The organism is Pseudomonas sp. HUK17, from assembly GCF_001566765.1.
The window spans coordinates 108,458-132,757 of record NZ_LSMW01000012.1 but is presented as its reverse complement, the minus strand read 5'-3'; the positions used below and the strand labels follow the sequence as shown (position 1 = coordinate 132,757).

At 65.2% G+C, this 24,300-nt stretch carries 23 protein-coding genes; 9 read left to right on the top strand and 14 right to left on the bottom strand.

What is annotated here, in order from left to right; genetic code table 11:
- Nucleotides 1-42 precede the first annotated feature (42 nt).
- The 9 genes from AX284_RS07560 to AX284_RS07525 all read right to left on the bottom strand — a co-directional run bounded on the left by AX284_RS07560 (nt 43) and on the right by AX284_RS07525 (nt 9,624).
- Complete coding sequence (locus AX284_RS07560) at nt 43-1,986, bottom strand: TonB-dependent receptor domain-containing protein (protein ID WP_068384448.1); 1,944 nt, start codon at nt 1,984-1,986, stop codon at nt 43-45.
- 79 nt (nt 1,987-2,065) lie between these two features.
- Nucleotides 2,066-2,500 carry a CBS domain-containing protein gene (locus AX284_RS07555; RefSeq protein ID WP_068384446.1) on the bottom strand — a complete coding sequence of 145 codons (435 nt, stop codon included), beginning with the start codon at nt 2,498-2,500 and terminating at the stop codon, nt 2,066-2,068.
- Nucleotides 2,501-2,566: 66 nt separating this feature from the next.
- Nucleotides 2,567-3,412 carry a metal ABC transporter permease gene (locus AX284_RS07550; protein WP_042134935.1) on the bottom strand — a complete coding sequence of 282 codons (846 nt, stop codon included), beginning with the start codon at nt 3,410-3,412 and terminating at the stop codon, nt 2,567-2,569.
- Nucleotides 3,412-4,266 (bottom strand): metal ABC transporter permease, encoded by an 855-nt coding sequence (locus AX284_RS07545; RefSeq protein WP_068384444.1) that lies wholly within the window; start codon nt 4,264-4,266, stop codon nt 3,412-3,414. The genes AX284_RS07550 and AX284_RS07545 overlap by 1 nt, the downstream gene beginning before the upstream one ends.
- Entirely contained in the window at nt 4,266-5,036 is a 771-nt protein-coding gene (locus tag AX284_RS07540) for a metal ABC transporter ATP-binding protein (RefSeq protein ID WP_064307070.1), read from the bottom strand. Before AX284_RS07540 ends, AX284_RS07545 begins: the two co-directional genes overlap by 1 nt.
- Nucleotides 5,033-5,926, bottom strand: coding sequence for a metal ABC transporter substrate-binding protein (locus AX284_RS07535; protein ID WP_068384442.1), 894 nt, complete (start codon nt 5,924-5,926; stop codon nt 5,033-5,035). Before AX284_RS07535 ends, AX284_RS07540 begins: the two co-directional genes overlap by 4 nt.
- Nucleotides 5,927-6,113: 187 nt before the next feature.
- Nucleotides 6,114-6,245 (bottom strand): hypothetical protein, encoded by a 132-nt coding sequence (locus AX284_RS12140; protein WP_017639174.1) that lies wholly within the window; start codon nt 6,243-6,245, stop codon nt 6,114-6,116.
- A 147-nt stretch (nt 6,246-6,392) separates the two neighbouring features.
- Complete coding sequence (oadA, locus tag AX284_RS07530; protein WP_068384440.1) at nt 6,393-8,198, bottom strand: sodium-extruding oxaloacetate decarboxylase subunit alpha; 1,806 nt, start codon at nt 8,196-8,198, stop codon at nt 6,393-6,395.
- Nucleotides 8,199-8,208: 10 nt separating this feature from the next.
- On the bottom strand, nt 8,209-9,624 hold the full coding sequence (locus AX284_RS07525) for an acetyl-CoA carboxylase biotin carboxylase subunit (RefSeq protein ID WP_068384438.1): 1,416 nt from the start codon (nt 9,622-9,624) through the stop codon (nt 8,209-8,211).
- Nucleotides 9,625-9,762: 138 nt separating this feature from the next.
- On the opposite strand from AX284_RS07525, the gene AX284_RS07520 reads away from it, so the two are divergent.
- Nucleotides 9,763-10,737, top strand: coding sequence for a LysR family transcriptional regulator (locus AX284_RS07520; RefSeq protein WP_068384748.1), 975 nt, complete (start codon nt 9,763-9,765; stop codon nt 10,735-10,737).
- Here the strand turns inward: AX284_RS07520 and AX284_RS12090 are convergent.
- Both AX284_RS12090 and hexR read right to left on the bottom strand, forming a co-directional pair.
- On the bottom strand, nt 10,667-10,888 hold the full coding sequence (locus tag AX284_RS12090; protein WP_081594569.1) for a PA3496 family putative envelope integrity protein: 222 nt from the start codon (nt 10,886-10,888) through the stop codon (nt 10,667-10,669). The two genes, AX284_RS07520 and AX284_RS12090, sit on opposite strands and share 71 nt — an antisense overlap.
- Before the next feature lie 74 nt (nt 10,889-10,962).
- Nucleotides 10,963-11,832 (bottom strand): transcriptional regulator HexR, encoded by an 870-nt coding sequence (hexR, locus tag AX284_RS07515; RefSeq protein WP_017639169.1) that lies wholly within the window; start codon nt 11,830-11,832, stop codon nt 10,963-10,965.
- Between the two features lie 340 nt (nt 11,833-12,172).
- Between hexR and AX284_RS07510 the strand changes: the two genes are divergently transcribed.
- From AX284_RS07510 to AX284_RS07500, 3 genes are all read left to right on the top strand, one after another.
- Nucleotides 12,173-12,691 (top strand): Hcp family type VI secretion system effector, encoded by a 519-nt coding sequence (locus AX284_RS07510; protein ID WP_017639168.1) that lies wholly within the window; start codon nt 12,173-12,175, stop codon nt 12,689-12,691.
- Between the two features lie 132 nt (nt 12,692-12,823).
- Entirely contained in the window at nt 12,824-14,992 is a 2,169-nt protein-coding gene (uvrD, locus tag AX284_RS07505; protein WP_017639167.1) for a DNA helicase II, read from the top strand.
- Nucleotides 14,993-14,995: 3 nt separating this feature from the next.
- On the top strand, nt 14,996-15,424 hold the full coding sequence (locus AX284_RS07500) for an EamA family transporter (RefSeq protein WP_068384436.1): 429 nt from the start codon (nt 14,996-14,998) through the stop codon (nt 15,422-15,424).
- A gap of 180 nt (nt 15,425-15,604) precedes the next feature.
- Here the strand turns inward: AX284_RS07500 and AX284_RS07495 are convergent, their stop codons facing one another.
- Nucleotides 15,605-17,365, bottom strand: coding sequence for a cation:proton antiporter (locus AX284_RS07495; RefSeq protein WP_068384434.1), 1,761 nt, complete (start codon nt 17,363-17,365; stop codon nt 15,605-15,607).
- 272 nt (nt 17,366-17,637) lie between these two features.
- Between AX284_RS07495 and AX284_RS07490 the strand changes: the two genes are divergently transcribed.
- From AX284_RS07490 to ybaL, 5 genes are all read left to right on the top strand, one after another.
- Nucleotides 17,638-18,495 carry a Tim44 domain-containing protein gene (locus tag AX284_RS07490; protein ID WP_017639164.1) on the top strand — a complete coding sequence of 286 codons (858 nt, stop codon included), beginning with the start codon at nt 17,638-17,640 and terminating at the stop codon, nt 18,493-18,495.
- A 179-nt stretch (nt 18,496-18,674) separates the two neighbouring features.
- The gene (locus AX284_RS07485; protein ID WP_017639163.1) at nt 18,675-19,076 is read left to right on the top strand and encodes an SMI1/KNR4 family protein; all 402 of its coding nucleotides are present in this window, start codon (nt 18,675-18,677) and stop codon (nt 19,074-19,076) included.
- Between the two features lie 68 nt (nt 19,077-19,144).
- Nucleotides 19,145-19,903, top strand: coding sequence for an SDR family NAD(P)-dependent oxidoreductase (locus AX284_RS07480; protein ID WP_007160108.1), 759 nt, complete (start codon nt 19,145-19,147; stop codon nt 19,901-19,903).
- 62 nt (nt 19,904-19,965) lie between these two features.
- Nucleotides 19,966-20,448 carry an acyl-CoA thioesterase gene (locus AX284_RS07475; RefSeq protein ID WP_007160109.1) on the top strand — a complete coding sequence of 161 codons (483 nt, stop codon included), beginning with the start codon at nt 19,966-19,968 and terminating at the stop codon, nt 20,446-20,448.
- A gap of 74 nt (nt 20,449-20,522) precedes the next feature.
- The gene (ybaL, locus tag AX284_RS07470) at nt 20,523-22,241 is read left to right on the top strand and encodes a YbaL family putative K(+) efflux transporter (RefSeq protein WP_068384432.1); all 1,719 of its coding nucleotides are present in this window, start codon (nt 20,523-20,525) and stop codon (nt 22,239-22,241) included.
- A gap of 4 nt (nt 22,242-22,245) precedes the next feature.
- On the opposite strand, the gene AX284_RS07465 is transcribed toward ybaL, so the two are convergent.
- Complete coding sequence (locus AX284_RS07465; RefSeq protein WP_236712150.1) at nt 22,246-23,148, bottom strand: energy transducer TonB; 903 nt, start codon at nt 23,146-23,148, stop codon at nt 22,246-22,248.
- Nucleotides 23,149-23,333: 185 nt separating this feature from the next.
- Nucleotides 23,334-24,290: a CobW-like GTP-binding protein gene (locus AX284_RS07460; protein ID WP_068384428.1), complete on the bottom strand. Its 957-nt coding sequence runs from the start codon at nt 24,288-24,290 to the stop codon at nt 23,334-23,336.
- Between the last annotated feature and the right edge of the window lie 10 nt (nt 24,291-24,300).

Sequence of the window (24,300 nt, the reverse complement as noted above, 5' to 3'; positions counted from 1 at the left end):
GCACCAACGCAGTGGAGGTTCCACGTGGAGCATCTGGCTCCCTTAGAAGCTCAGAGTCGCGCTCATCCAAAGATGCCGGCCGTAGTTCACCGTGCCATAGGTCTCGTCGTCCAGGCGCCGATCGTTCAGGTTGCGGATAGCGGCATTGAAGCTCAAATTGCGCGTCGCCACGAAACCGCCGCCCACGTCCCAGGTGGTATAGGCCGGCGCCGCTTCGCCGGTCAGGGTGGCGTCGTATTCCTCACCGTAGTAATCCAGCGCCGTCCACAGATTGAGCCGGTCCGACAGGGTCCAGTCCAGGCGGACGTTGGCCTTGCGCTCCGGGGTCAGGGCCAGGGGCGCACCTTGGTTGGGACCGCTGCGCTGCTCCGAGTCGAGATAGGTGAAGTTGCCGCCCAGGCGCAGGGCCTCGGTGATGTCCCAGCCACCGCTGAGCTCCACGCCGCGGATCACTGCCTCGTCGACGTTGATGCGGTCCATGCGGATGTAGCCATTCCAGCGCTCGGTGGTGGTGACCGTGGACAGCTTGTCCTGAAAGTCGTTGTAGAACAGCGTCGCCGCCGCTTCCAGATTGCGCCGGTTGGACCAGAGCGCCGCCACCTCGTAGTTGGTACTGGTCTCCGGCTTGAGATCCGGATTGCCGAGCATGACGAAGCGGTTGCGCCGCAGATAGGCGTAACCCGGCGCCACGGCGCGAATTTCCGGCGCCTTGAAGCCGCGTGAGACGCCACCCTTGAAGGTCCACTCGGGAGTGGCATGCCAGACCCCGTAGAGCCGCGGACTCCAGTGATTGCCGTACAGCTCGTGGTGATCCAGGCGCAGCCCGCCGGTGAGCGCGAAGCTGTCGGTGATGGCCCACTCGTCCTCGGCGAACAGCGCCTGCTGGGTCACCGCGAAGGAATACTGGCGGCGATCGTTCAGCCCCTGGTTCCAGTCCTGCACCTCGCCACGGTTGTATTGCAGACCGGTGGTGAGCAGGTGGTCATCCAGGGGCGTCACCAGCTTGGCATCGAACACGGTGTTCTCGACCTGCGGCTTGCGCCCATAGACATCGGTCTGCTCCGGCGTGGCAAGGCCTTCGCGAGAGGTCTCCTCGTGCAGCAGCGACACGTCCGAGCGCAGCCCGCCGGTCCAGTGGCCGGTATGACTCAGCGACCAGTGATCGCGGTCGTTGTCCTGCTGGCGGGTCGCCCAGTTGTCGCTCAGGCCGTCGCCGTTGCGCAGGCGCGTCTGCCCGGCTTCCAGCAGGAATTCTTGGTTCTCGGTCGGGGTGAAGACCAGGCGCCCGGTCAGATCGCGATGACGCGCCTTGCTGAAGCCCTGGGTCCGCTCTATGTCGTCGTCGGCCTGGCGATCCAGGTAGCGGCCCCAGAGCTGCAGACCGAGCAGGTCGGTGTGCAGCGGTCCGCTCAGAAAGAATTGGCCCTGGCGCGAATTGCCCTGGTCGCGGTGCTGCTGGGCGATGTAGTCGGTGGTCAGGGAGCCGTGCCAGGTGGCGGCGTTCTTCTTGGTGATGATGTTGATCACCCCGCCGATGGCGTCGGAGCCATACAGCGAGGACATGGGCCCGCGTACCACCTCGATCCGCTCGATGGCCGCCGCCGGCGGAATGAAGCTCTGCTCGTAGCCGCGATTGCCGTTGACCCGTGACTCCCGCGCGCTCTGCCGCTTACCGTCCACCAGGATCAGGGTGTAGTCCCCCGGCATGCCCCGGATGGAGATATCGGTTTCATTGGCCGCGCCGTTGACCACCACGCCCTCGACGTCGCGCAGGGCGTCGCCCAGATCGCGGATCGGGCGCTTGCGCAGGGTCTCGGCGTCGATCACGGTGACTGAAGCGGGTGCGTCCTCCAGACGCTGTTCGAAGCCGGCGGCGGTGACCACCGTGGTGTCGAGATCGGTGATCTCTTCGGCTTGGACCGCCAGGCTGGCGGCGGCCAGGCCGAGCGCCAGCGGCGTAGCGATGAAACGTTGCAACCTGGCCATGAGCCATGCCCTCCGGTGAAAGGGCATGGATGGTAATGATTGGCGTTACGAAAATTGGGACAGGTTGGGACAGCGACACTCACTCGCCGCGGATATAACCCTCCAGGTGGCGGATCAGCTCCGCCTGCTGGACGGTGGTCGCCTTGACCAGATCGCCGATGGACAGCAGCCCGATCAGCTTGCCGTTGCCCATCACCGGCAGGTGGCGCAGGTGGTGGTCGGTCATCATCTGCATGCAGTCGCCCACGGTCTGCTGCGGCAGTACGATGATGACCGCCTCGGTCATGATTTCGCTGACCGGGGTCGCATAGGAGGAGCGCCCCTGCAAGGCCACCTTGCGCGCATAGTCGCGCTCGCTGACGATGCCCACCAGTTCGCCGTCTCGCACCACCGGCAGCGCCCCGACGTTCTTTTCCGCCATCAGACGCAGGGCGTCGAGCACCCAGGCGTCGGGGGCGATGGTGTAGACGTCCTGCTGGGTCTTCAGGGCAAGCAACTGGGCGACGGTTTTCATTGTGGTTCTCCTGAGGTGAGACGAGCGTGACCGGAGGTGCCTGGCAGGGCCGGTCAGCCGATTACATCAGGCCACCTGAACGCCCTTGTCGCCCGAACGACGTCGATCCCGCCACAGGCGCCATGCCAGGGCCAGCAGGAAACCGGCCGTCAGCAGCATCACCAGGGTGGGCGCCGGGGCGCTGTCCCAGACCAGGCTCAGCAGCACCCCGCCCAGGGCCGCCGTCACGGCCAGGGTGGTGGCCAGCAGCAGCATCCAGCCAAAGGAACGGGTCAGCAGAAAGGCGGTGGCACCGGGGGCGATCAGCAGCGCCACCACCGGCACCATGCCCACCGCCTGCAGGGCGCCGACCACGGTCAGGGCGATCAGGCCGAGCAGGCCGTAGTGCAGCAGCCCTACCCGTAGGCCCAGGGCCCGGGCCTGGGCCGCGTCGAAGGCCAACACCAGCAGGTCGCGCCAGCGGCAGGCCAGCGCCAGCACTACCAGGCCGGCGATCACCGCCATCTGCCAGAAGGCCGCCGGGGACACCCCCAGCAGGTCGCCGAGCAGGATGTGGTCCAGGTGCAGCTCGGTGGGCAGCCTGGCGTGCAGCACCAGGCCCAGGCCGAACATGCCGGAAAAGACCACGCCCATCAGGGTGTCCTGCTTTACCCGGCTGTGGCGCTTGAGATAGCCGGTGGCCAGGGCGCAACCCAGCCCCGCGACGAAGGCGCCCGCCACCAGCGGTGCCCCCAGCGCCGAGGCCAGCACCAGGCCGGGAAAGACCGCGTGGGCGATGGCATCGCCCAGCAGCGCCCAGCCCTTGAGCACCAGGAAACAGGACAGCAGCGCCGTGGGCACCGCCACCAGCACGGCCATCAGCAATGCCTGGCGCAGGAAGTCGACTTCGAGGGTCAGCAGCAGCCAGTCCATCAGCCCGCCTCCGCCGTCTGCCGCGCCCGGCGCCGGTTGGCCAGCAGGCCGTGACGCGGCGCCAGGACGAAGGCCAGCAGAAAGATCAGGGTCTGCAAGACCACTACGCAGCCCCCAGTGGCGCCGTCGAGGAAATAGCTGAGATAGGTGCCCAAGAGCCCGCTGCCAACGCCGATGGCGACGCTGATCAGCACCACCCGCGAGAAGCGATCACTGAGCAGATAAGCCGTCGCCCCCGGCGTCACCACCAGGGCGATGACCAGGAAGGCGCCCACCGTCTGCATCGCCGCCACGGTGCTCAGCGCCAGCAGGGTAAAGAACAGCAGCCGGTACAGGGTGGGATTGAGACCGCAGGCGCGCGCCTGGCCCTCGTCGAAAAACACCAGCAGCAGGTCGCGCCACTTGAGCAGCAGCACCAGCAGCGAGACGGCGGCGATAGTCAGCAACTGGCGACTGGCCTCGGGGGTAATGGCCAGGATGTTGCCGAAGACGATGGTCTGGATGTCCACCGCGACCGGCGCCAGCGAGACCAGGAACAGCCCGCCACCAAAGAAGGCGCTGAAGATCAGGCCGATGATGACGTCTTCCTTGAGTCGGGTGTAGTGCCGCAGCCCGAGCATGGCGCCAGCCGCCGCGCCGCCGGCGAGAAAGGCGCCCAGGGCCAGCGGCAGCCCGAGCAGATAGGCGCCGGCCACCCCCGGTACCACGGCATGGGACAGGGCATCGCCGATCAGCGACCAGCCCTTGAGCATCAGATAGGCGGAGAGAAAGGCGCATAGCCCACCCACCAGGGCCGCCGCGCCCAGGGCGTTTTTCATGTAGCCGTAGGCCAGGGGTTCCAGCAGCCACTCCATCAGGCACGCTCTCGCCACTGGGGCGGTTGCGACGCCTGGCGTCCCCCCTCGAACAGGCGCAGGGCGCCACCGAAGGTCCGCTCCAGATTCTCCCGGGTAAAGACCTCGGCCGTCGGCCCCTGGGCCAGCACGGTGCGATCGAGCAGCACGGTGCGGTCGCAGAAGCGCTCGATGCTGGCCAGGTCATGGGTCGAGACCAGCATCGAGCGACCCTCGGCGCGCAGGGCCTGGAGCAATTCGATGATGGCGCGCTCGGAGGTGGCGTCCACCCCGGTGAAGGGTTCGTCCAGCAGGATCACCCGGCTGTCCTGGGCCAGGGCGCGGGCGAGGAAGACGCGCTTCTTCTGGCCACCGGAGAGTTCACCGATCTGCCGTTTGCGCAAGTCGGTCAGCCCTACCCGGGCCAGGGCGGCGGCCACCGCCTGGTGATCGGCGGCGCGCGCCAGGCGCAGGAAATTCATCCGGCCATAGCGCCCCATGAGCACCACGTCTTCCACCCGCACCGGAAAGTCCCAGTCGACGTCTTCGCTCTGGGGCACATAGGCGACCAGATTACGCTTCAGGGCCTGGGCCACCGGCAGGTCATCGACCCGCACCTGACCGGTGCGCAGGGGCACGAAGCCCATGATCGCCTTGAACAGGGTGGACTTGCCGCTGCCATTGACGCCCACCAGGGCGGTGATGGACCCGCCGGGCACCACCAGGCTGGCGTCGCGCAGGGCGGTATGGCCATTGCGATAGGTCACGCCGACCCCGTCGAGAGCGATCATGGCGCCAGCCCCTTGACCAGGGTTTCGGTGGTGACCCGCAGCAGGTCGAGATAGGTGGGCACCGGACCGTCGGCGGCGCTCAGGGAATCCACATAGAGCACCCCGCCGTAGCGGGCACCGCTCTCCCGCGCCACCTGCTCGGCCGCTGCGGCGGACACGGTGCTCTCGCTGAACACCGCCGGAATCCGCTCGGCGCGCACTGTCTCGATCACCCGGCGCACCTGCTGCGGGGTGCCCTGGGCATCGGCGTTGATTGGCCAGAGATAGAGCTCCTTGAGGCCCAGATCGCGCGCCAGATAGCTGAAGGCACCCTCGCTGGAGACCAGCCAGCGGCGCTGCTCGGGAATCCCCTGCAGCTGCTGGCGCAGGGGATCGAGGGTGGCGGTGATGCGCGTCTTGTAGGCCTCGGCGTTACGGCGGTAGGTCTCGGCATTGGCCGGATCGTGCTGCACCAGCGCATCGCGGATGTTGTCGACGTAGACCAGCGCCGCCTGCGGCGACATCCAGGCATGGGGATTGGGCTTGCCGGCATAGGGGCCCTGGGCGATGGCGATGGGCGCGACGCCCTGGGAGACCACCGCGCTGGGCACGTCCTTCATGCGGCTGAAGAAACGCTCGAACCAGAGCTCCAGATTCAGGCCGTTCCACAGCACCAGCTGGGCATCGCGCGCCTTGAGCAGATCGCCCGGGGTGGGCTGGTAATTGTGGATCTCGGCACCGGGCTTGGTGATGGACTCCACCTGGGCGGCGTCGCCCGTCACGTTGCGCGCCATGTCGGCGATCACCGTGAAGGTGGTGACCACCTTGAACGGCTCCGCCGCCTGGACAGGGTTGCCCAGCAGCAGTCCCAACAAACCCATCAGGGTCCAGCGTTTCGTCTTCTCCAGCATCCGGCCAGCCCCTCGGTAGTTATAGCCTCGGCTAAATTAGATAGCACAACCTATCAGAGGTGCAGGGAGACTTTGTAACCTGGGATGAGAACGCTCGACAGGGATACGAGCAGGGAAAGGCGCCTCGGCAGGAACGCACGCGAGGCAGCGCGGCAGGACCAAGCGGCCCTGCCTGCTAGGTAGAAGGTCAGTGCGCGGTGTGCGCCAGGGCAACGCGCGACCGCTCGGGCTGGGGCTCCAGCGGACGACGTTCGGCAGGCTGATCGAGCAGCTTGTCCAGCAGACCACGCAAGGCACGTCTCTTGAGATCTTTCAGCATCGCGAATCCTCCCGGGATCGTTATAGCCTTGGCTATATTAAATAGCAGACCCTATCGAGAGGCGTTAGTGCTTTTTCTCAATCGAATGGATAGAAACCGCCCATAAAAAAGGGGGCCTAGTGGCCCCCGAGGGAAATCGAAGTGATCTCAGCCTTCGATTTCAATCAAGACTTCACCCGGATTGACCCGGTCGCCCTTGGCCACCCGCACCGCGGTGACGGTGCCGGCGATGGACGCCTGGATCTCGGTCTCCATCTTCATGGCTTCGGTGACCAGCACGCCCTGCCCGGCCTTGACCTGATCGCCTTCCTTGACCAGCACCTCGACGATGTTGCCCGGCATGGTGGTGCTGACATCGCCCGGACGCTCCGCCTGGCGCCGCCGCTGGCCGCCTTCGGCGACGAAATCGCCACTGGCCTCGAACACCACCTCTTCCGGCACCCCGTCGATGGACAGGTAGAAGTGCCGCTTGCCCTCACTCTTGAGGCCGATGCCGGTGATGTCCACCTGGTAGGTCTCGCCATGCACATCGACGCTGAAGGCGGTCGGCACACCCTGGCCACCCACCGCCGCCACGCCATCGGTCGACGGCATGGGCAGCAAGGCTTCCGGCACCAGGGTGCCGGCAGCGCGTTCTTCGAGGAATTTGCGTCCGATATCGGGGAACATGGCGAAGGTCATCACGTCCTCTTCGCGCTTGGCCAGGTCGCCGATCTCGGCACGCAGTCGCGCCAGCTCGGGGCTGAGCAGATCGGCCGGACGTCCCTCGATGACCTCTTCCTGGCCGATGGCCTGCTTGCGCAACTGCTCGCAGATGGCGCCCGGCGCCTTGCCATAGCGACCCTGCAGATAGAGCTTCACCTCGTTGGTGATGGTCTTGTAGCGCTCGCCGGCCAGCACGTTGAAGAAGGCCTGGGTGCCGACGATCTGCGAGGTCGGCGTCACCAGGGGCGGATAGCCCAGGTCCTTGCGCACCCGCGGGATCTCCTCCAGCACCTCGTTCATGCGATTGAGAGCGCCCTGCTCGCGCAACTGGTTGGCCAGGTTGGAGATCATGCCGCCCGGCACCTGGTTGACCTGCACCCGGGTATCGACCCCGGTGAATTCGCTCTCGAACTGGTGGTACTTCTTGCGCACCGCATGGAAGTACAGGCCGATCTCCTGCAGCAGTTCCAGGTCCAGCCCGGTGTCGTAGGGCGTATCGCGCAAGGCGGCGACCATGGATTCGGTACCCGGGTGGCTGGTGCCCCAGGCCATGCTGGAAATGGCCGTGTCGATGCGATCGGCGCCGTTCTCTACCGCCTTGAGCTGGCACATGGCGGCCACCCCGGCGGTGTCGTGGGAGTGCACCACCACATCCAGCGTCAGGGCCTCCTTGAGCGCCTTGACCAGCTCGCCGGTGGCATAGGGAGTGAGCAGACCCGCCATGTCCTTGATGGCGATGGAATCCACGCCCAAATCGGCCATGCGCTTAGCCTGGTCGACGAAGGCCGCCACGCTGTGCACCGGGCTGGTGGTGTAGCAGAGGGTACCCTGGGCGTGCTTGCCGCTGGCCTTGACCGCCCGGATGGCGGTCTCCAGGTTACGCACATCGTTCATGGCATCGAAGATACGGAAGACGTCGATGCCGTTGGCTGCCGCGCGCTCGACGAAGGCCTCGACCACATCATCGCTGTAGTGCCGATAGCCCAGCAGATTCTGCCCGCGCAGGAGCATCTGCAGGCGGGTATTGGGCAGCGCCTGGCGCAGCTGGCGCAGACGCTCCCAGGGGTCTTCCTTGAGGAAGCGCACGCAGGCGTCGAAGGTGGCGCCGCCCCAGACTTCCAGCGACCAGTAGCCGACCTGGTCGAGCTTGGCGCAGATCGGCAGCATGTCTTCGGTACGCATGCGGGTCGCCAGCAGCGATTGGTGGGCGTCGCGCAGGATGGTGTCGGTGATCTGGATGCTTTTCATTGTTCTGTCCTTACAAACCGGCATGGGCGGCGATGGCGGCGGCGATGGCGATGGCCAGGTGCGTCGGGTTGCGCTTGATCGAGTACTGGGTCAGCTCCGGATGGCTCTCCACGAAGCTGGTGTTGAAGCGCCCGCTGCGGAATTCGGGATCGCGCAGGATGGCCTGATAGTAGGGCGCGGTGGTCTTCACCCCCTGCACGCGCATGTCGTCCAGGGCGCGCAGGCCACGGTCCATGGCCTCTTCCCAGGTCAGCGCCCAGACGATCAGCTTGAGGCACATGGAATCGTAGTACGGCGGTATCACGTAGCCGGTGTAGATGGCGGTGTCGGTACGCACCCCCGGGCCGCCCGGCGCGTAGTAGCGGGTGATCTTGCCGAAGCTCGGCAGGAAGTTGTTCTTGGGATCCTCGGCGTTGATGCGGAACTGCAGGGCGAAGCCGCGGTGCTGGACGTCTTCCTGGGCAAAGGACAGCGGCAGCCCGGAAGCGATGCGGATCTGCTCGCGGACGATGTCGATGCCGGTGATTTCCTCGGTGATGGTGTGCTCCACCTGCACCCGGGTGTTCATCTCCATGAAATACACCTCGCCCTCGGCGAGCAGGAATTCCACGGTACCGGCGTTCTCGTAGCCCACCGCCTTGGCGGCGCGCACGGCGAGATCACCGATGTAGGCGCGCTGCTCGGGGGTCAGCTGGGGGCTGGGGGCGATCTCGATCAGCTTCTGGTTGCGCCGCTGGATGGAGCAGTCGCGCTCGAACAGATGCACGGTGTTGCCGTGGCTGTCGGCGAGGATCTGCGCCTCGATGTGCTTGGGATTGACGATGCACTTCTCGAGAAACACCTCGGCCGAGCCGAAGGCCTTGGTCGCCTCGGAAATCACCCGCGGATAGGCCTGCTCCAGCTCCTCACGCGAGTTGCAGCGGCGGATACCGCGCCCGCCGCCGCCGGAGGTAGCCTTGAGCATCACCGGGTAACCGATACGATCGCCTTCGCGCAGGGCCTCGGCGATGTCCGCCACGTTGCCTTCGGTGCCCGGGGTGCAAGGCACGCCGGCGGCGATCATGCTGCGCCGCGCTTCCGTCTTGTCGCCCATGCGGCGAATGACCTCGGCGCACGGCCCGATGAAGCGGATACCGCGCTGGGCACAGATTTCCGCCAGTTCGGCGTTTTCGGAAAGGAAGCCATAGCCGGGATGCAGGGCATCGCAGCCGGTCTCCACGGCCAGGTTCACCAGCTTGCGCGGGTTGAGATAGCCCTCCAGCGGATCGCTGCCGATCCCATGGGCTTCGTCGGCACGTTTCACGTGGAGCGCTTGGCGATCGGTGTCGGAATAGACCGCTACCGAGCGGATGCCCATCTCGGCACAGGCACGCACGATGCGCACGGCGATCTCGCCCCGATTGGCGATAAGTATCTTCTTGATCACACCTGGCTCCTTGTCTGCTGCAACCTGCAGCCGCTTGTTATTGCCGGTGATCCGAAGCTACGCCAGGGCCTCTCTTATGGAAAATAAATAATTGTTGGATACTCCATAAGTCATCCCTTATGGATCTCGCCGATGCCCATGCGCAAGCCCTTGATGCGACTCACCTTCCGCCAGCTGCAGGTGTTCGAGGCCGTCTGCGAGGCCCGCTCCTACAGCCGCGCGGCCGACATCATGGCGCTCACCCAGCCGGCGGTGAGCCTGCAGGTGCGCCAGCTCGAAGAGGTGGTGGGCGCGCCGCTGTTCAACTACGTCAATCGCACCCTCTATCTCACCGAGGCCGGCGAGGCCTTGCGTCAGACCGGTCGCGATCTCTTCGCCCGGCTGGGCAGCCTGGACATGCAGCTGTCGAATCTGCGCGGTGCACTGCACGGCCAGCTACGCCTGGGGGTGGAGAGCAGCGCCCAGTACCTGGCGCCGCACCTGTTCAGCCAGTTTCGTAGCAGCCATCCCCAGGTCGATCTGGCGCTGACCGTGGGCAACCATGCCCGGGTGCTACGAAGGCTGACGGAGAATCGCGAAGACGTGGCGCTGATGTCCGGCGTGCCGAGCGGCACGGATCTGGAGTTCCTGCCGCTGCTGGACAACGCCATCGTCGCCGTGGCGCGCCCGGGCCATGCGTTGGCCGGGCGCCGCGGGCTGAGCCTGCGCGACCTGACGACCTATCCGCTGCTGGTGCGCGAAGTCGGCTCCGGCACGCGCCAGGCCTGCGAGGACTATCTCAAGCAGAAGCGCGCCCACTTCGTCCAACAACTGGAGATCGGCGCCTTCGAGGCACAACGTGAAGCGGTCCGCGCCGGCCTCGGGCTGGCCCTGCTGCCGCGCCAGGCCATTCGCAGCGATCTCGCCGCCGGCAGCCTGGTCGAGCTGGACGTCGCCGAATTGCCGCTGCGACGTTCCTGGTGCGTGGTCCAGGTCCGTGGCAAGCCGCTGTCGCCAGTGGCCCAGGCCTTCGTCGACTATCTGCGCGGCCAGCGCAGCCTGATCAATGCGTTAGGTATTGCCCTGGAGCCTGCTGTCGGCGCTGGGCCTGGCGTTCGTCCAGCAGCTGATTGAGAAACAGCAGTTCATCGAGCTCCACGGCAAGCCGCTGTTCTTCGGCTCGGGCCTCGATGGCACGGCGGAATTTCATCCGCCGTTGATCCTGTAGCTTTCTGCGAGTCTTGCTGTCGAGACGAACGCTGGATTGCTGGATGAGAGCGGTCATGCCAATTCCTCCGGGCTGGGATCGGAATGGGCAGCTTCACCCTAACAGGTGACGGTTTGGCGACAGCGAGACGACTATTGAGTGTCGCTGTGCTTGGTCGACTTTGACGACAGTCGCAAGCTGCGCAGGCTGCGCTTCACGCTCTTGAGATGCTCGACCAGCGCCGGACCACGGGACATGGCCACGCCCATGGCCAGCACATCGATCACCACCAGGTGGGCGATGCGCGAGGTCAGGGGCACATAGATGTCGGTGTCCTCGTGCACGTCGATGGCGATGTTGACCGTGGACAGATCGGCCAGCGGCGTCTGCCCCGGGCAGATGGTGATCAGCGCGGCGCCGTTGTCGCGCACCAGATTGGCGGTGATCAGCAGATCCTTGGAACGCCCCGACTGGGAGATGCAGATGGCCGCATCGGAAGGCGTCAGGGTCGCCGCCGACATCGCCTGCATGTGCGGATCGGAATAGGCGGTGGCGCTGAGCTGCAGGCGAAAGAACTTGTGCTGGGCGTCGTTGGCCACCGAACCCGAGGCGCCAAAGCCGTAGAACATCACCCGCTGGGCCTTGGCGATCGCCTCGATGGCCGTTTCCAGGGCGCGCATGTCCAGGCGCTCGCGCACGTCCATGAGGGTGTGCAAGGTGGTGTCGAAGATCTTCAGGCTGAAGTCCTCCACCGCATCGTTCTCGTGGATGGCGAACTGGCCGAAACTGGCCCCCGCCGCCAGGCTCTGGGCCAGGCGCAGCTTGAGATCCTGGAATCCATCGCAGCCGATGGCCCGGCAGAAACGCACGATGGTGGGCTCGCTGACGCCGACGTTGTGGGCGAGGTCGGCCATGGAGCTGTGCATGACGGCAGCCGGATCCACCATGACCTGCTCGGCGACCTTGAGCTCCGACTTGCGCAGCAGGTGGCGGGATTGAGCAATGTGTTGCATGAGGTTCACAGGCGTATCTCGTCTAGCGGGCGGATGTAGTGCGTCGCACTTATACTACATAACGATCGCCAAGGCTCTTGGTCATTACGATTCAGCACGGTCTTTTTCGCCCTCCCGCCAGCACTTGGTAGTCGCCCGGACAGGCGACTACCTGAGCCGGAGCAGCTTTTGAACCGCTCTGCGCAAGGCCTTGCACAGATTCCCGAGCAGTGGCGCACAGTAGTCCGGCCCATGACTTGTAGTACTTTTACAAGTCACTGATCAGAAAGGATTTTTCGGTTATGGCACAGCCCTTGTTAAGACCTGGTACCCGGGCCATGAAGCCCTATTACCAGGCAAGGAGAGCACCATGCCAACCCCCGCGTATCTGTCCCTCGAAGGCACCAAGCAAGGCCTGATCACCGCCGGCACCTTTACTGAAGACTCGGTCGGCAACATCTTCCAGGAAGGCCACGAAGACCAGATCCTGGTCCAGGCCTTCAACCATCAGGTGATCATTCCCCGCGATCCCCAGTCCGGTCAGCCCACCGGCCAGCGCGTGCACAAGCCGCTGATGATCACCAAGGTCTTCGACAAGGCCTCGCCGCTGATCTTCAACGCCCTCACCTCCGGCGAACGCCTCGGCAAGTGCCGCCTGGAGTGGTACCGCACCTCGGCCACCGGCACCCAGGAGCACTACTTCACCATCGAACTGGAGGACGCCATCATCGTCGACGTCCAGTCGCGCATGCCCAACTGCCAGGACCCGAGCATGGCGCACTTCACCCACCTCGAAGACGTCTACTTCACCTACCGCAAGATCGTCTGGACCCATGAGGTCTCCGGCACCTCCGGCTCCGACGACTGGCGCTCGCCGATCGCCGCCTGACGCATCGATCACAGGCGTCCTTCCGAACCCCGGCCAGCCCCGCTGGCCGGGGTTCGGCTGTCCTGCCCTACCCGCTTCGCCTCCCATCCGTCCGGTTTGGCGCTCCTTTCACCGCATCGGTAGAATGCGGCGATGAACGACGACATCTCCCTGCTGCTCAATTCCCTCAACGATGCCCAGCGCCAGGCCGTGGCCGCGCCCCTGGGTCGCCAACTGGTCCTGGCCGGTGCCGGCTCGGGCAAGACCCGGGTGCTGGTGCACCGCATCGCCTGGCTGATCCAGGTCGAGCGCGCCTCGCCGCACTCCATCCTCTCGGTGACCTTCACCAACAAGGCCGCCGCCGAGATGCGCCACCGCATCGAGCAATTGCTGGGCATGAGTCCGCAGGGCATGTGGGTCGGCACCTTCCACGGCCTGGCCCACCGTCTGCTGCGTGCCCACTGGCAGGAAGCGGGGCTGTCGCAGAATTTCCAGATCCTCGACAGCGATGACCAGCAGCGCATCGTCAAGCGGGTGATCCGCGAACTGGGCCTCGACGAGCAGCGCTGGCCAGCGCGCCAGGCGCAGTGGTTCATCAACGGCCAGAAGGACGAAGGCCTGCGGCCGCAGCACATCCAGGCCGCCGGTGACCTCTTCCTCAGCACCATGCGCAGCATCTACGAAGCCTACGAGGCGGCCTGCGCCCGGGCCGGGGTGATCGACTTCTCCGAGCTGTTGCTGCGCGCCCTGGATCTGTGGCGCAACAATCCCAGCCTGCTGGAACACTACCAGCGGCGCTTCCAGCATCTCTTGGTGGACGAATTCCAGGACACCAACGCCGTCCAGTACGCCTGGCTCAAGCACCTCGCCCAGAACGGCGCCAGTCTCATGGTGGTGGGCGACGACGACCAGTCCATCTATGGCTGGCGCGGTGCCAAGATCGAGAACATCCAGCAATTCAACGAGGACTTCTCGGCGGAGATCATCCGCCTGGAGCAGAACTACCGCTCCACCGACACCATCCTCAAGGCCGCCAACGGTCTGATCGCCCACAACTTCGGTCGTCTCGGCAAGGAATTGTGGACCGATACCGGCGAAGGCGAGGCCATCACCCTCTATGCCGGCTTCAACGAGCACGACGAGGCGCGCTACATCGTCGAGACCATCGAGAGCGAGTTCAAGAAGGGCACCCGGCGCAGCGAGATGGCCATCCTCTACCGCTCCAACGCCCAGTCGCGGGTGCTGGAAGAGGCACTGCTGCGCGAGAAGATCCCCTATCGCATCTATGGCGGCCTGAGGTTCTTCGAGCGTGCCGAAATCAAGAACGCCATGGCCTACCTGCGGCTGATCCAGCATCGCCACGACGATGCCGCCCTGGAGCGGGTGATCAACGTGCCGCCGCGGGGCATCGGCGAAAAGACCGTGGAGGCGCTGCGCACCGCCGCGCGTGCCCAGAACACCTCGCTGTGGCAGGCGTTGCACGACCTGGTCGGCGCCCGCGCCGTGTCCGGTCGCGCCGCCTCGGCGCTCAACGTCTTCGTCGAGCTGGTCGATACCCTGGCGCTCAAGGCCGAGGACCTGTCCCTGCACAATCTGGTGCAGCAGATCATCGAACAGACCGGCCTGGTCACCTTCCACAAGGAAGAAAAGGGCGAAAAGGGGCAGGCTCGGGTGGAAAACCTGGAAGAACTGGTCAGCGCCGCCCGCTCCTTCGACTTCAGCGGCGACGAGGAGATGACGCCCCTGGCGGCCTTCCTCGACCACGCGGCGCTGGAGTCCGGCGATACCCAGGCCGACAGCCATGAAGACAGTGTCCAGTTGATGACCTTGCACAGCGCCAAGGGCCTGGAATTCCCCCTGGTGTTCCTGGCTGGCATGGAGGAAGGGCTGTTCCCGCACAAGATGAGCCTGGAAGAGCCTGGCCGGCTGGAAGAGGAACGCCGCCTGGCCTATGTCGGCATCACCCGCGCCATGCGCCGGCTGGTGATGAGCTATGCGGAGACCCGTCGGCTCTATGGCAGCGAGACCTACAACAAGGTCTCGCGCTTCGTCCGCGAGGTACCGGATGGCCTGATCCAGGAGGTGCGCCTGTCCAATGCGGTCAAGCAGCCCTTCGCCGGCAGTCGTCCCAACCTCTTCGCCCAGGCACCGGTGCCGGAAACCACCTTCAGCCTCGGCCAACCGGTGCGTCATGCCCTGTTCGGCGACGGTGTCATCCTCAACTACGAGGGCTCCGGCGCCCATGCCCGGGTGCAGGTGAACTTCAAGTCCGAAGGCAGCAAGTGGCTGATGGTGAGCTACGCCAAGCTCGAACCGCTCTAGGCGATGACCAGTTCCTGGCTGTTCTGGGCGCTCCTGGCAGCGGCCTTCGCCGCGCTCACGGCCATCTTCGGCAAGCTCGGCGTGGAACAGGTCAACGCCGACTTCGCCACCCTGTTACGCACCCTGGTGGTCGTGGTGATCCTAGCGGCCATCGTCCTGGCTACCGGGCAAACGCAACCCCTGGCCAGCATCGCCGGCCGTAGCTATCTGTTCCTGCTGCTCTCGGGCGTGGCCACCGGCCTGTCCTGGCTGTGCTACTACCGGGCGCTCAAGCTGGGCCCGGCCTCGCTGGTGGCGCCGGTGGACAAGTTGAGCGTGGTGTTGGTGGCGATCTTTGGTGTGGCGCTGCTGGGCGAGCGCCTGGACCTGCGCCAGTGGTGCGGCATCGCCGCCATTGGTGGGGGCGTACTGCTGCTTGCCTGGCGACCTTGAGGGGGCGCAGGAAAAGGGCCTGACCGCCGGTGGGAGATTGCCGGAAGGCAGAAAGCGGCCAAGCCCATTTCCTGCATTGCGCATTCCTTTGCCATCGACCCGCTTATTCAAACGAGCGACTTAGAGCGATTCTGCCGCGTCGATCCCCAGCCGGCAATGGCTGGATTCCGCAAAAGCGGCCTAATGATGTCCGCCCTTGTCCTGTTCCAGGGTCTCGATGAAGGCGATCTGCAGCCGCGAATGGACGCGGATGAACCAGCGCCACAGCACTGCGATCACCACCACCGCGACCAGGCCGATCAGCAGCAGCAGCTCGCCACGCGGCAGGATGCTGCTGCTCAGGGCGGCCAGCAGCACCAGGATGCCGGCCAGCGACAGCAGCGGGATCAATTCGCTGACCAGTCGCCGTACCGGCTGGGTATAGCGCCCGGCCTGGTTCTGTCGCACGCTGAGTTCGGCCATCAGCATGGCCAGCGCCTTGAGCTTGCGATAGGCGGCGATCAGGCAAGGCAGTGAGAGCAGCAGCGCTCCACCCCAGATGCAGGCCTTCTGCAGATCGGGATCGGCGATCCAGGTGCTGAGCCAGCCCGCCAGCCCGCCGGCGAAATAGGCGCCGCCCAGGAAGATGGCGATGACCAGCGACAGGTTGATGCCGACCTGCAGCAGGATGCGCCTCATCATGCCGGCCAGGACCGCCTTCTCGCCCTGGGGCTGGATGCTGCGCAGCCATTCGCCATAGATACCCAGCACCCGTTGCATGGGCTGCGGCAGCCAACGCCCGATCCACAGCGCCAGTGGATCGGCGGCCTTGATCAGATAGGGGGTGAGCAGCGTGGTGACCGCCGAGACGGCCACCGCCACCGGATAGAGGAAGTGGCTGGTGACGCCCAGGGTGATTCCCAGGGTGGCGATGATGAAGGAGAACTCGCCGATCTGCGCCAGTCCCATGCCGACCCGCAGCGAAGTCCGACCGTCGTTGCCGGCGATCAGGGTTCCCAGGCTGCAGGCAAGGATCTTGCCCAGCACCACGACGACACTGATCACGGTGATCGGCCAGGCGTATTCCACCAACACCTTGGGATCGAGCAGCAGGCCGATGGCGACGAAGAAGATGGCGCTGAACATGTCGCGCAGCGGCTCCACTAGCTTCTCGATCTGCAGCAGCTGGCGCGACTCGGCCATGATGGCGCCGATCAGGAAGGCGCCCAGCACCACGCTGTATTCCAGCTTGGCCACCAGCAGGCAGAAACCGAAGCACAGCCCCAGCACCGTGATCAGCAGCATCTCGTTGCTTTCGAAGGTGGCCACGTAGGCCAGCAGGCGCGGTACCAGCAGGATGCCGACCACCAGCGCCACGATCATGAACAGACTCAGTTTGCCGAGGGTCGAGGCCACCGCGCCCGGCTCCACCGAGCCGCTCACCGCCAGGCCCGACAGCAGGGCGATGATGCCGATGCCGAGGATGTCCTCGACGATCAGCACGCCGAAGATCTGCTGGGCGAAGCGCTCGTGCTTCATCTTCAGTTCGTTGAGCGCCTTGACGATGATGGTGGTCGAGGAGATGGCCAGGATGGCGCCGAGGAACAGCGAATCCATGTGCGACCAGCCGAACATCTGCCCCACCTGGTAACCCAGCCAGAGCATCAGGCTGATCTCCAGGAAGGCGGCGATGAAGGCCGTGGCGCCTACGCGGAACAGCTTGCGCAACGAGAATTCCAGGCCGAGGCTGAACATCAGGAAGATCACCCCCACCTCGGCGAGGGTCTTGATGCTTTCTTCGTCGTGAATCAGACCGAATGGCGGTGTATGGGGTCCGATGATGAAGCCGGCGAGGATGTAGCCCAGGACCACGGGTTGCTTGAGGCGGTGGAAGAGGATGGTCACCACGCCGGCCACCAGCATGATGACGGCCATGTCCTGGATAAAAGCTAGAGCATGCATCGGCCGGGCCCTCCTATGACGGGCCGGGTTATCTCCCGACACCTGCGCTGACTGGAGTCCAAGACTAGCATCTGCAAACTCTTGTGACGGATTTTGCAAAAATCTGTAATAGATTGATGTGGCTAGAGATTTTCCGCTGTCCGCGGGGGCGACGTTGGTCGCCCAGGCGGCGAGCGCAAAGGGCAAAATACCGAAACAATTCACGCTGGCTGTACTTGACCGGGCAGCGCAAGATGTATCCAACACCAGACTCTTCACAGAGAGAACACCACATGCAACGCCTGATGAGCTTCTTCATGATCCTGTGCCTGGGCCTCACGCTCAGCCTGGACGCCAACGCCAAACGCATGGGCGGCGGCAAGTCCGCTGGCGCCGCGCCCATCCACCAGACCCGCCAGGCCGCGCCGCCGCAGCAGCCGGGCATGGCCGCGCCCGCTGCTGGTGCTGGCGCCGCCGCTGCCGCCCGTCCCAGTGGCGCCTCGCGCTGGCTCGGCCCGCTGGCAGGTATCGCCGCCGGTGGCCTGCTGGCCTCCATGTTCATGGGTGATGGCTTCGAAGGCTTTCAGTTCTTCGACTTCCTGATCCTCGCGCTCATCGCCTTCGTGATCTTCCGCCTGATTGCCCGTCGCAAGCAGCAGGCCGGTCCGCAGCCTGCCGTGGCCGGTCATGCGCCCATGCAGCGTGAGATGCCCAACCAGCCCACCAATGGTGGTCTGTTCGGGGGTGCCACCGCTGGCGCTGCGCCGGTGATCAACGCGCCGAGCTGGTTCAATGCCGAGCGCTTCGTGGCCGCCGGTCGCGATCACTTCATGAGCCTGCAGCAGCACTGGGACGCCAACGAGATGGACAAGATCTCCGAGTTCGTCACCCCGCAGATGCTGCAATGGCTGCGTGACGAGCGCGCCGCGCTGGGCGAAGGCTTCCAGTCCACCTACATCGAGAACCTGAACGCCACCCTGGACGGTGTCGAGGATCTGCAGGGCAAGACCATCGCCACCATCACCTTCAACGGTGTGTCCAAGGAATCGCGTTTCGACCAGGGCCAGCCGTTCAGCGAAAGCTGGCGCATGGAGCGCATGGCCGGCGAGAACCAGCCTTGGCTGCTGGCCGGTATCCGCCAGAACGCCTGATAACGGCGCTTTACCCGAAAGCCCGGCTCTACGCCGGGCTTTTTCATGGGCGTCGCCTGCCGAACATCTCTCGAAACCGCTATCAAGTCCGTACGGAAGCTGCCGTTATCCCGGACTGAACTGCTAACCTTGCGCGCCTCTTTCCCTTTATCCGGCGCGCATTCCGAGAGAGGCCTGCTATGGAAGACGTCATCGAACGCCTGCGTGAAGAAAACGAACCCGTTCCCGTACCCCTGGAGCTGCCCGACGAAGACCTGCTGGTCGAGATCGAGGAAGAACTGCTCATCAGCCTGCCACCGGAATTCCGCGAATTCCTGCTGACCGTCAGCGACGTGGTCTATGGCCGTATCGAACCGGTGACCGTCACCGATCCCCAGTCCCATACCTATCTGCCGGAAGTGGCTGCCACCGCCTGGGACGAAGGCCTGCCGCGGGAGTACATCCCTCTCTGCGCCAGCGACGATGGTTACTACTGCGTCAGCCAGGAAGGCGAGGTACTGTTGTGGGAAGACGGTGACCTGACCGACGAGTCCTGGGATTCGGTCTGGATCTGGGCTCGCGACGTCTGGTTGGAAAGCTGACCGAGCCGGTACTGAACGACCTTGCCTGACACGGGTCTGGATAAGGCCATCACTCCGGAGGAAGCGTCATGAGCACTCCCGTCGTCCTGATCACCGGCGCCGCGGGCGGCCTCGGCCGCGCCCTGGCGCAACGCTTCGCCCAGAGCCGCTGGCGCGTCGCCGCCGCCGACCGCGATGCCGAGGGCCTACACGGACTCAACGGCATCGTCGGCCTGGATTCCAGCGTGACCGCCGATATCTCCAGCGCCGAAGGCTGCCGCTCCCTGGTCAGCAAGGTCATGGCCCGCACCGGGCGCCTGGACGCCCTGATCAACGCGGCCGGCATCTGGCGCGAAGGCGAGGTGGAGACCTTTACCGAGGACGACTACGACCTGGTGATGGCGGTCAATCTTAAGGCCACCTTCTTCATGTGCTCGGCGGCCATCCCCTTCCTCAAGGAAAATCGCGGCGTCATCATCAACGTCGCCAGCGGGGCCGGGCGCCAGCCCATCGCGGGCGCCGCGGCCTATGGCGCCGCCAAGGCGGCAGTGCGTTTCTTCAGCCAGAATCTGGCGGTGGAGCTGGCGCGCGATGGCGTGCGGGTCAATGCCGTCTCGCCGGGCGACATCGATACGCCCATGCTGGACTTTCAGGCCGCCCACTATGGCAGCGGCGACCCGGCCGGTTATCGTCGCAATCTGCTCAATCGCTACCCCCAGGGCGATACCGCTCGCTTCATCCAGCCGGAGGAAGTGGCTGAGTTTGTCTATTTCCTCTGTCAGCCCCAGGCGGCGGCCATTTCCGGTGCCGACCTGCCCATCGACTTCGGGCTCTCCGCCGGCCGTTGATGGCTGTGACAGACGGCGCCGTTGCGCCGTCTACAGGATTTTCCCCCCTCGAGGATTCGCCCATGGAAGCCGGCAACCACCAGTTGAGCATGACCATCCTGATGACCCCGGACCTGGCCAACTTTTCCGGCAATGTCCACGGCGGCGCCCTGCTCAAGCACCTCGACGAAGTGGCCTACGCCTGTGCCAGCCGCTATGCCGGACGCTATGTGGTGACCCTCTCGGTGGATCAGGTGATCTTTCGCGAGCCGGTGCATGTCGGCGAATTGGTGACCTTTCTCGCCTCGGTGAACTACACCGGGACCACCTCGATGGAAATCGGCGTCAAGGTGATCACCGAGAACATCCAGCAGCGTTCGGTGCGCCACACCAACAGCTGTTTCTTCACCATGGTGGCGGTGGACGAGAACGGCAAGTCCTGCCCGGTCCCGCAGCTGGAGCCGGTGACCGCGGACGAGAAGCGACGCTGTGTGCAGGCCCAGCAGCGCCGGCAGATCCGTCGGGAACTTCAAGAGCGCTATCAGGCACTCAAGGAAACCTTTTGAGTTTTGCCGGCTAGGTCGCCGTCGTTCGACGGCAGCGGCTCCAGGATCTGGCAATCCAAATCCTTGGAGCCAGCATGTCCCATGACACCCCTCTGATATCCACCCTGGCCATCGGCCTGGTCCTGGCCTTCGCCTTCGGCACCCTGGCCACCCGCCTGCGCCTGCCGCCCATCGCCGGCTATCTGCTTGCCGGCGTGGCCGCCGGCCCCTTCACCCCCGGCTTCGTCGCCGATCCCGAGCTGTCCAAGGAACTGACCGAAATCGGCGTCATCCTGCTGATGTTCGGTGTGGGCCTGCACTTTTCCATCAAGGATCTGCTGGCGGTCAAACGCATCGCCATTCCCGGTGCCATCGTGCAGATCGCCGCCGCCACTCTCATGGGCATGGGGGTGAGCCACTTTCTGGGCTGGGGCCTGGGCAGTGGTCTGGTCTTTGGCCTGTCACTGTCGGTGGCCAGTACCGTGGTGCTGCTGCGGGCCCTGGAAGAACGCCAGATGGTGGAAAGCCGGCGCGGACGGATCGCCGTCGGCTGGCTGATCGTGGAAGACCTGCTGATGGTGTTGGCCCTGGTGATCCTGCCGGCGCTGGCCGGACCCCTGGGTGGCGATAGCGGCGAAGAGCCGGGCCAGAGCCTGGGGCTGGAACTGGGCCTCACCGCGCTCAAGGTGAGTGCCTTCATCGCCCTGATGCTGCTGGTGGGGCGACGGGTCATTCCCTGGCTGCTGGCCCGGGTAGTCCGTACCGGTTCACGCGAACTCTTCACCCTGGCGACCCTGGCCATTGCCATGGGCATCGCCTATGGCTCGGCCTCGCTGTTCGGGGTGTCCTTCGCCCTGGGCGCCTTCTTTGCCGGCGTGGTGCTCAACGAATCGGAACTCAGCCATGACGCTGCGGAAAATTCGCTGCCCCTGCGCGAAGCCTTCGCCGTGCTGTTCTTCTTTTCCGTAGGTTGCCTGTTCGATCCGGAGATCCTGCTGGAGCAGCCCCTGGCGGTGCTGGCGACGGTGGCGGTGATCGTCCTCGGCAAGTCCATCGCCGCGACCCTGATCGTCCTGGCCTATCGCCGCCCCCTGAGCGTGGCCCTGACCATCGCCGCCAGCCTGGCGCAGATCGGCGAATTCTCCTTTATCCTGGCCAGCCTCGGCCTGTCGCTGAAACTGCTCGACCAGGGCGCCCACGACCTTATCCTGGCCGCCGCCATCATCTCCATCATCCTCAATCCCCTGCTGTTCCACGGTATCGATCGCCTGCAGCCGTGGATGGAGCGCCGCGAGGGTCGTCGGCTGATCAATGCCAAGGGCAAGCATGCACCGGAACTGGAGGACGAACCCGAGCCGATCGAGCAGAGCGGCCACCTGGTGCTGGTGGGCTATGGACGGGTGGGTCGCTACATCTGCGATCGCCTGGATCGCCAGGGACCGCCGCTGATCGTGATCGCGGACGAGCCGGAACACGTCACGGCGCTACGCCAGCAGGGCTTCACCGCGATCCTGGGCAACGCGACCCAGGACAAGGTGCTGGCGCGGGCCAAGCTCAAGGAGGCACGCGCCCTGCTGCTGGCGATTCCCAACGGCTTCGAGGCCGCCGAGATCGCCCGCCGCGCGCGCGAGCTGGCGCCGGACCTGCATATCCTCGCCCGTGCCCATCACGATGACGAGATCCGGCATCTGGAGAATCATGGCGTGGATGAGGTGATCATGGGCGAACGCGAGATCGCCCATGGCATGTTCCGCTATCTGGGCCTGGAGCGGCCCGGGGAACATGAGGCGGCGCCCAAGGGCTCCGCCGCCTAGCGACCTAGCGGCGCTGGATCTTGAAGTTGAAGGTCTTGGTGGCCTTGCGCGGCACGATCTGACCGCCGGAAACCCGGGGGGCGAAGCGCCATTCGCCCAGCACGTCGAGCACGGCGCGCTCCAGTTGCTTGTTGGAGGCTTCCAGCACCTGGATGTCAGCCAGTCGACCATCGGCGGTCACGGTGAACATCACCCTTACTTCGCCGCCCACGCCGCGGCGACGCAGCATTTCCGGATACTCCGGCGGTGTCATCTTGATCGGCCGGATGTCGGCGTCGTCGATACTGCCAGTGGGCAGGCCGGCGGTCTTCGGCGGACCGGAAGGCGCGGCGGCCGGTGCCGGCTGACTGGGCGCAGCCGTTGCCGCCGGTGCTGGTGACGGCGTCGCCTGGGCCACGGGCTCCGGGGCCGGTTCGACCTTTTTCGGCAGCGGCTTCTGCTGGCTGTGCTCGACCGGCTTGGGCTTCGGCTTGGGTTTGGGCTTTTCCACCACCGGCTTGGGTGGCTCCACCGGTTTCGGCGGTTCCACGGGCTTGGGCGGCTCCGGTGGCGGCGGTTCGGGTTGCGGTGGCGGGGGCGCGGGCGGTGCCGGGGTTGGCGCAGGCGGCTCGGGAACCGGCTTGGGCAACTGGATGAAGCTGACCTGCATGGGCTCATCGCCCTTGGCGATCTTCAACTCCGGCGGCGCCTGAACCACCATGAACAAGGCCACCGCCATGCTGGCGTGCATGATCAACGACAGCGCCGAGGCAGCGCCCCAGCCGCGGTCGCGCGGTGGCTGCTCGCCCGGCTCGGCCGCACCAACCGGGGTCAGCACCGGCGTCACGATCTCTTCGTTACGCTCGGGCATGCGGAACGACAGGATGGTGGCCGAGGGTTCGCTACGCTTGGCATTGACCCCCGCCACAGGCTCTACGTCGCCTGCCAGGGCGGCCCTGACAGGACCCTGAACGGATTCCACCTCATCACCGTCGGAACGCGCAGCAACTACGAGAGGTTCAGGCTTGGCAAGGGACGTTGGAGCCATGGGAGCTATACGCAGAGGAAGTAAATTTAATAATCATTATCATTAACTGAAAAGATTTGGCAACCTCAAATGTCGCGAATGGTGCCGCGCAGGCCTTTTTCGAGCGCCTCTAGGTCCGGCATCTCATCCAGGATCAACTCCAGCCGATTGTCGCGGCGCCACAGGGTCGACTCCCAATCGCCCTGCCCAGCTACACCATTGTAGGCCTGCCAACCATCCGCCAACTGCAGGACCGCCTTCAGCCTGAGCAGCCCGGGGAGACCACCCAGCAGGCCCAGCAACGCCGGGCCATCGAAGCGGTGGCTGGGATGCCAGCGCCAACCGACGGCATGGTGTCCTTCCTGGGTATGGCTGAAGCGCAGCGGGCGCCCGGGCAGCAACAGTGCCTGGGGACTGGAAGCCGCCATGGGCTCAGGTAGCTCATGGTCAGCCGACGTCTCACAATCAACCAGAGGCAGTTCGGCCAGGGTGATCCGCCCGCCTTCGGTCCAATACAGTGGCCGGTCGCCCAGTTGCGCAGGCACATCTGTCCGATCCAGGCCAGCGCTCTTGTTGAGCACGATCAGACCAGCCTGCTCCAGTGCCTGTTGTTGCGCCTCAGGCAAGGCCTGGCCTGCCAGCAGTTGTCCGGCATCCACCACCCAGATCAGGGGTTGCAGAGTCAGTACCCCGGTCCAGGGCGGCGCCTGGAGTTGCCGATAGAGGCTGGCGGGATGGCCCAGGCCGGAAGGCTCGATGAACAGCCGCTGCGGTCGCGCGCGCCGGAGCAACCGGGTGAGGGCTACCTGCAGGGGCACGCCTTGGACGCAGCACAGGCAACCACCCGGGACCTCGGCGATAATCAGGCCCGCGTCATCGCGAGTCATCAGCGCAGCGTCGAGACCGACCTGGCCGAATTCGTTGACCAGGATCGCCCAACGCTCATTGGCGGGACGCTGGGCGAACAGCTGGCGGATCAGGGTGGTCTTGCCGGCGCCCAGGGGACCGGCGATCACATGGGTCTTGATATCGGCGAGGCGCATGGCGAGAGGT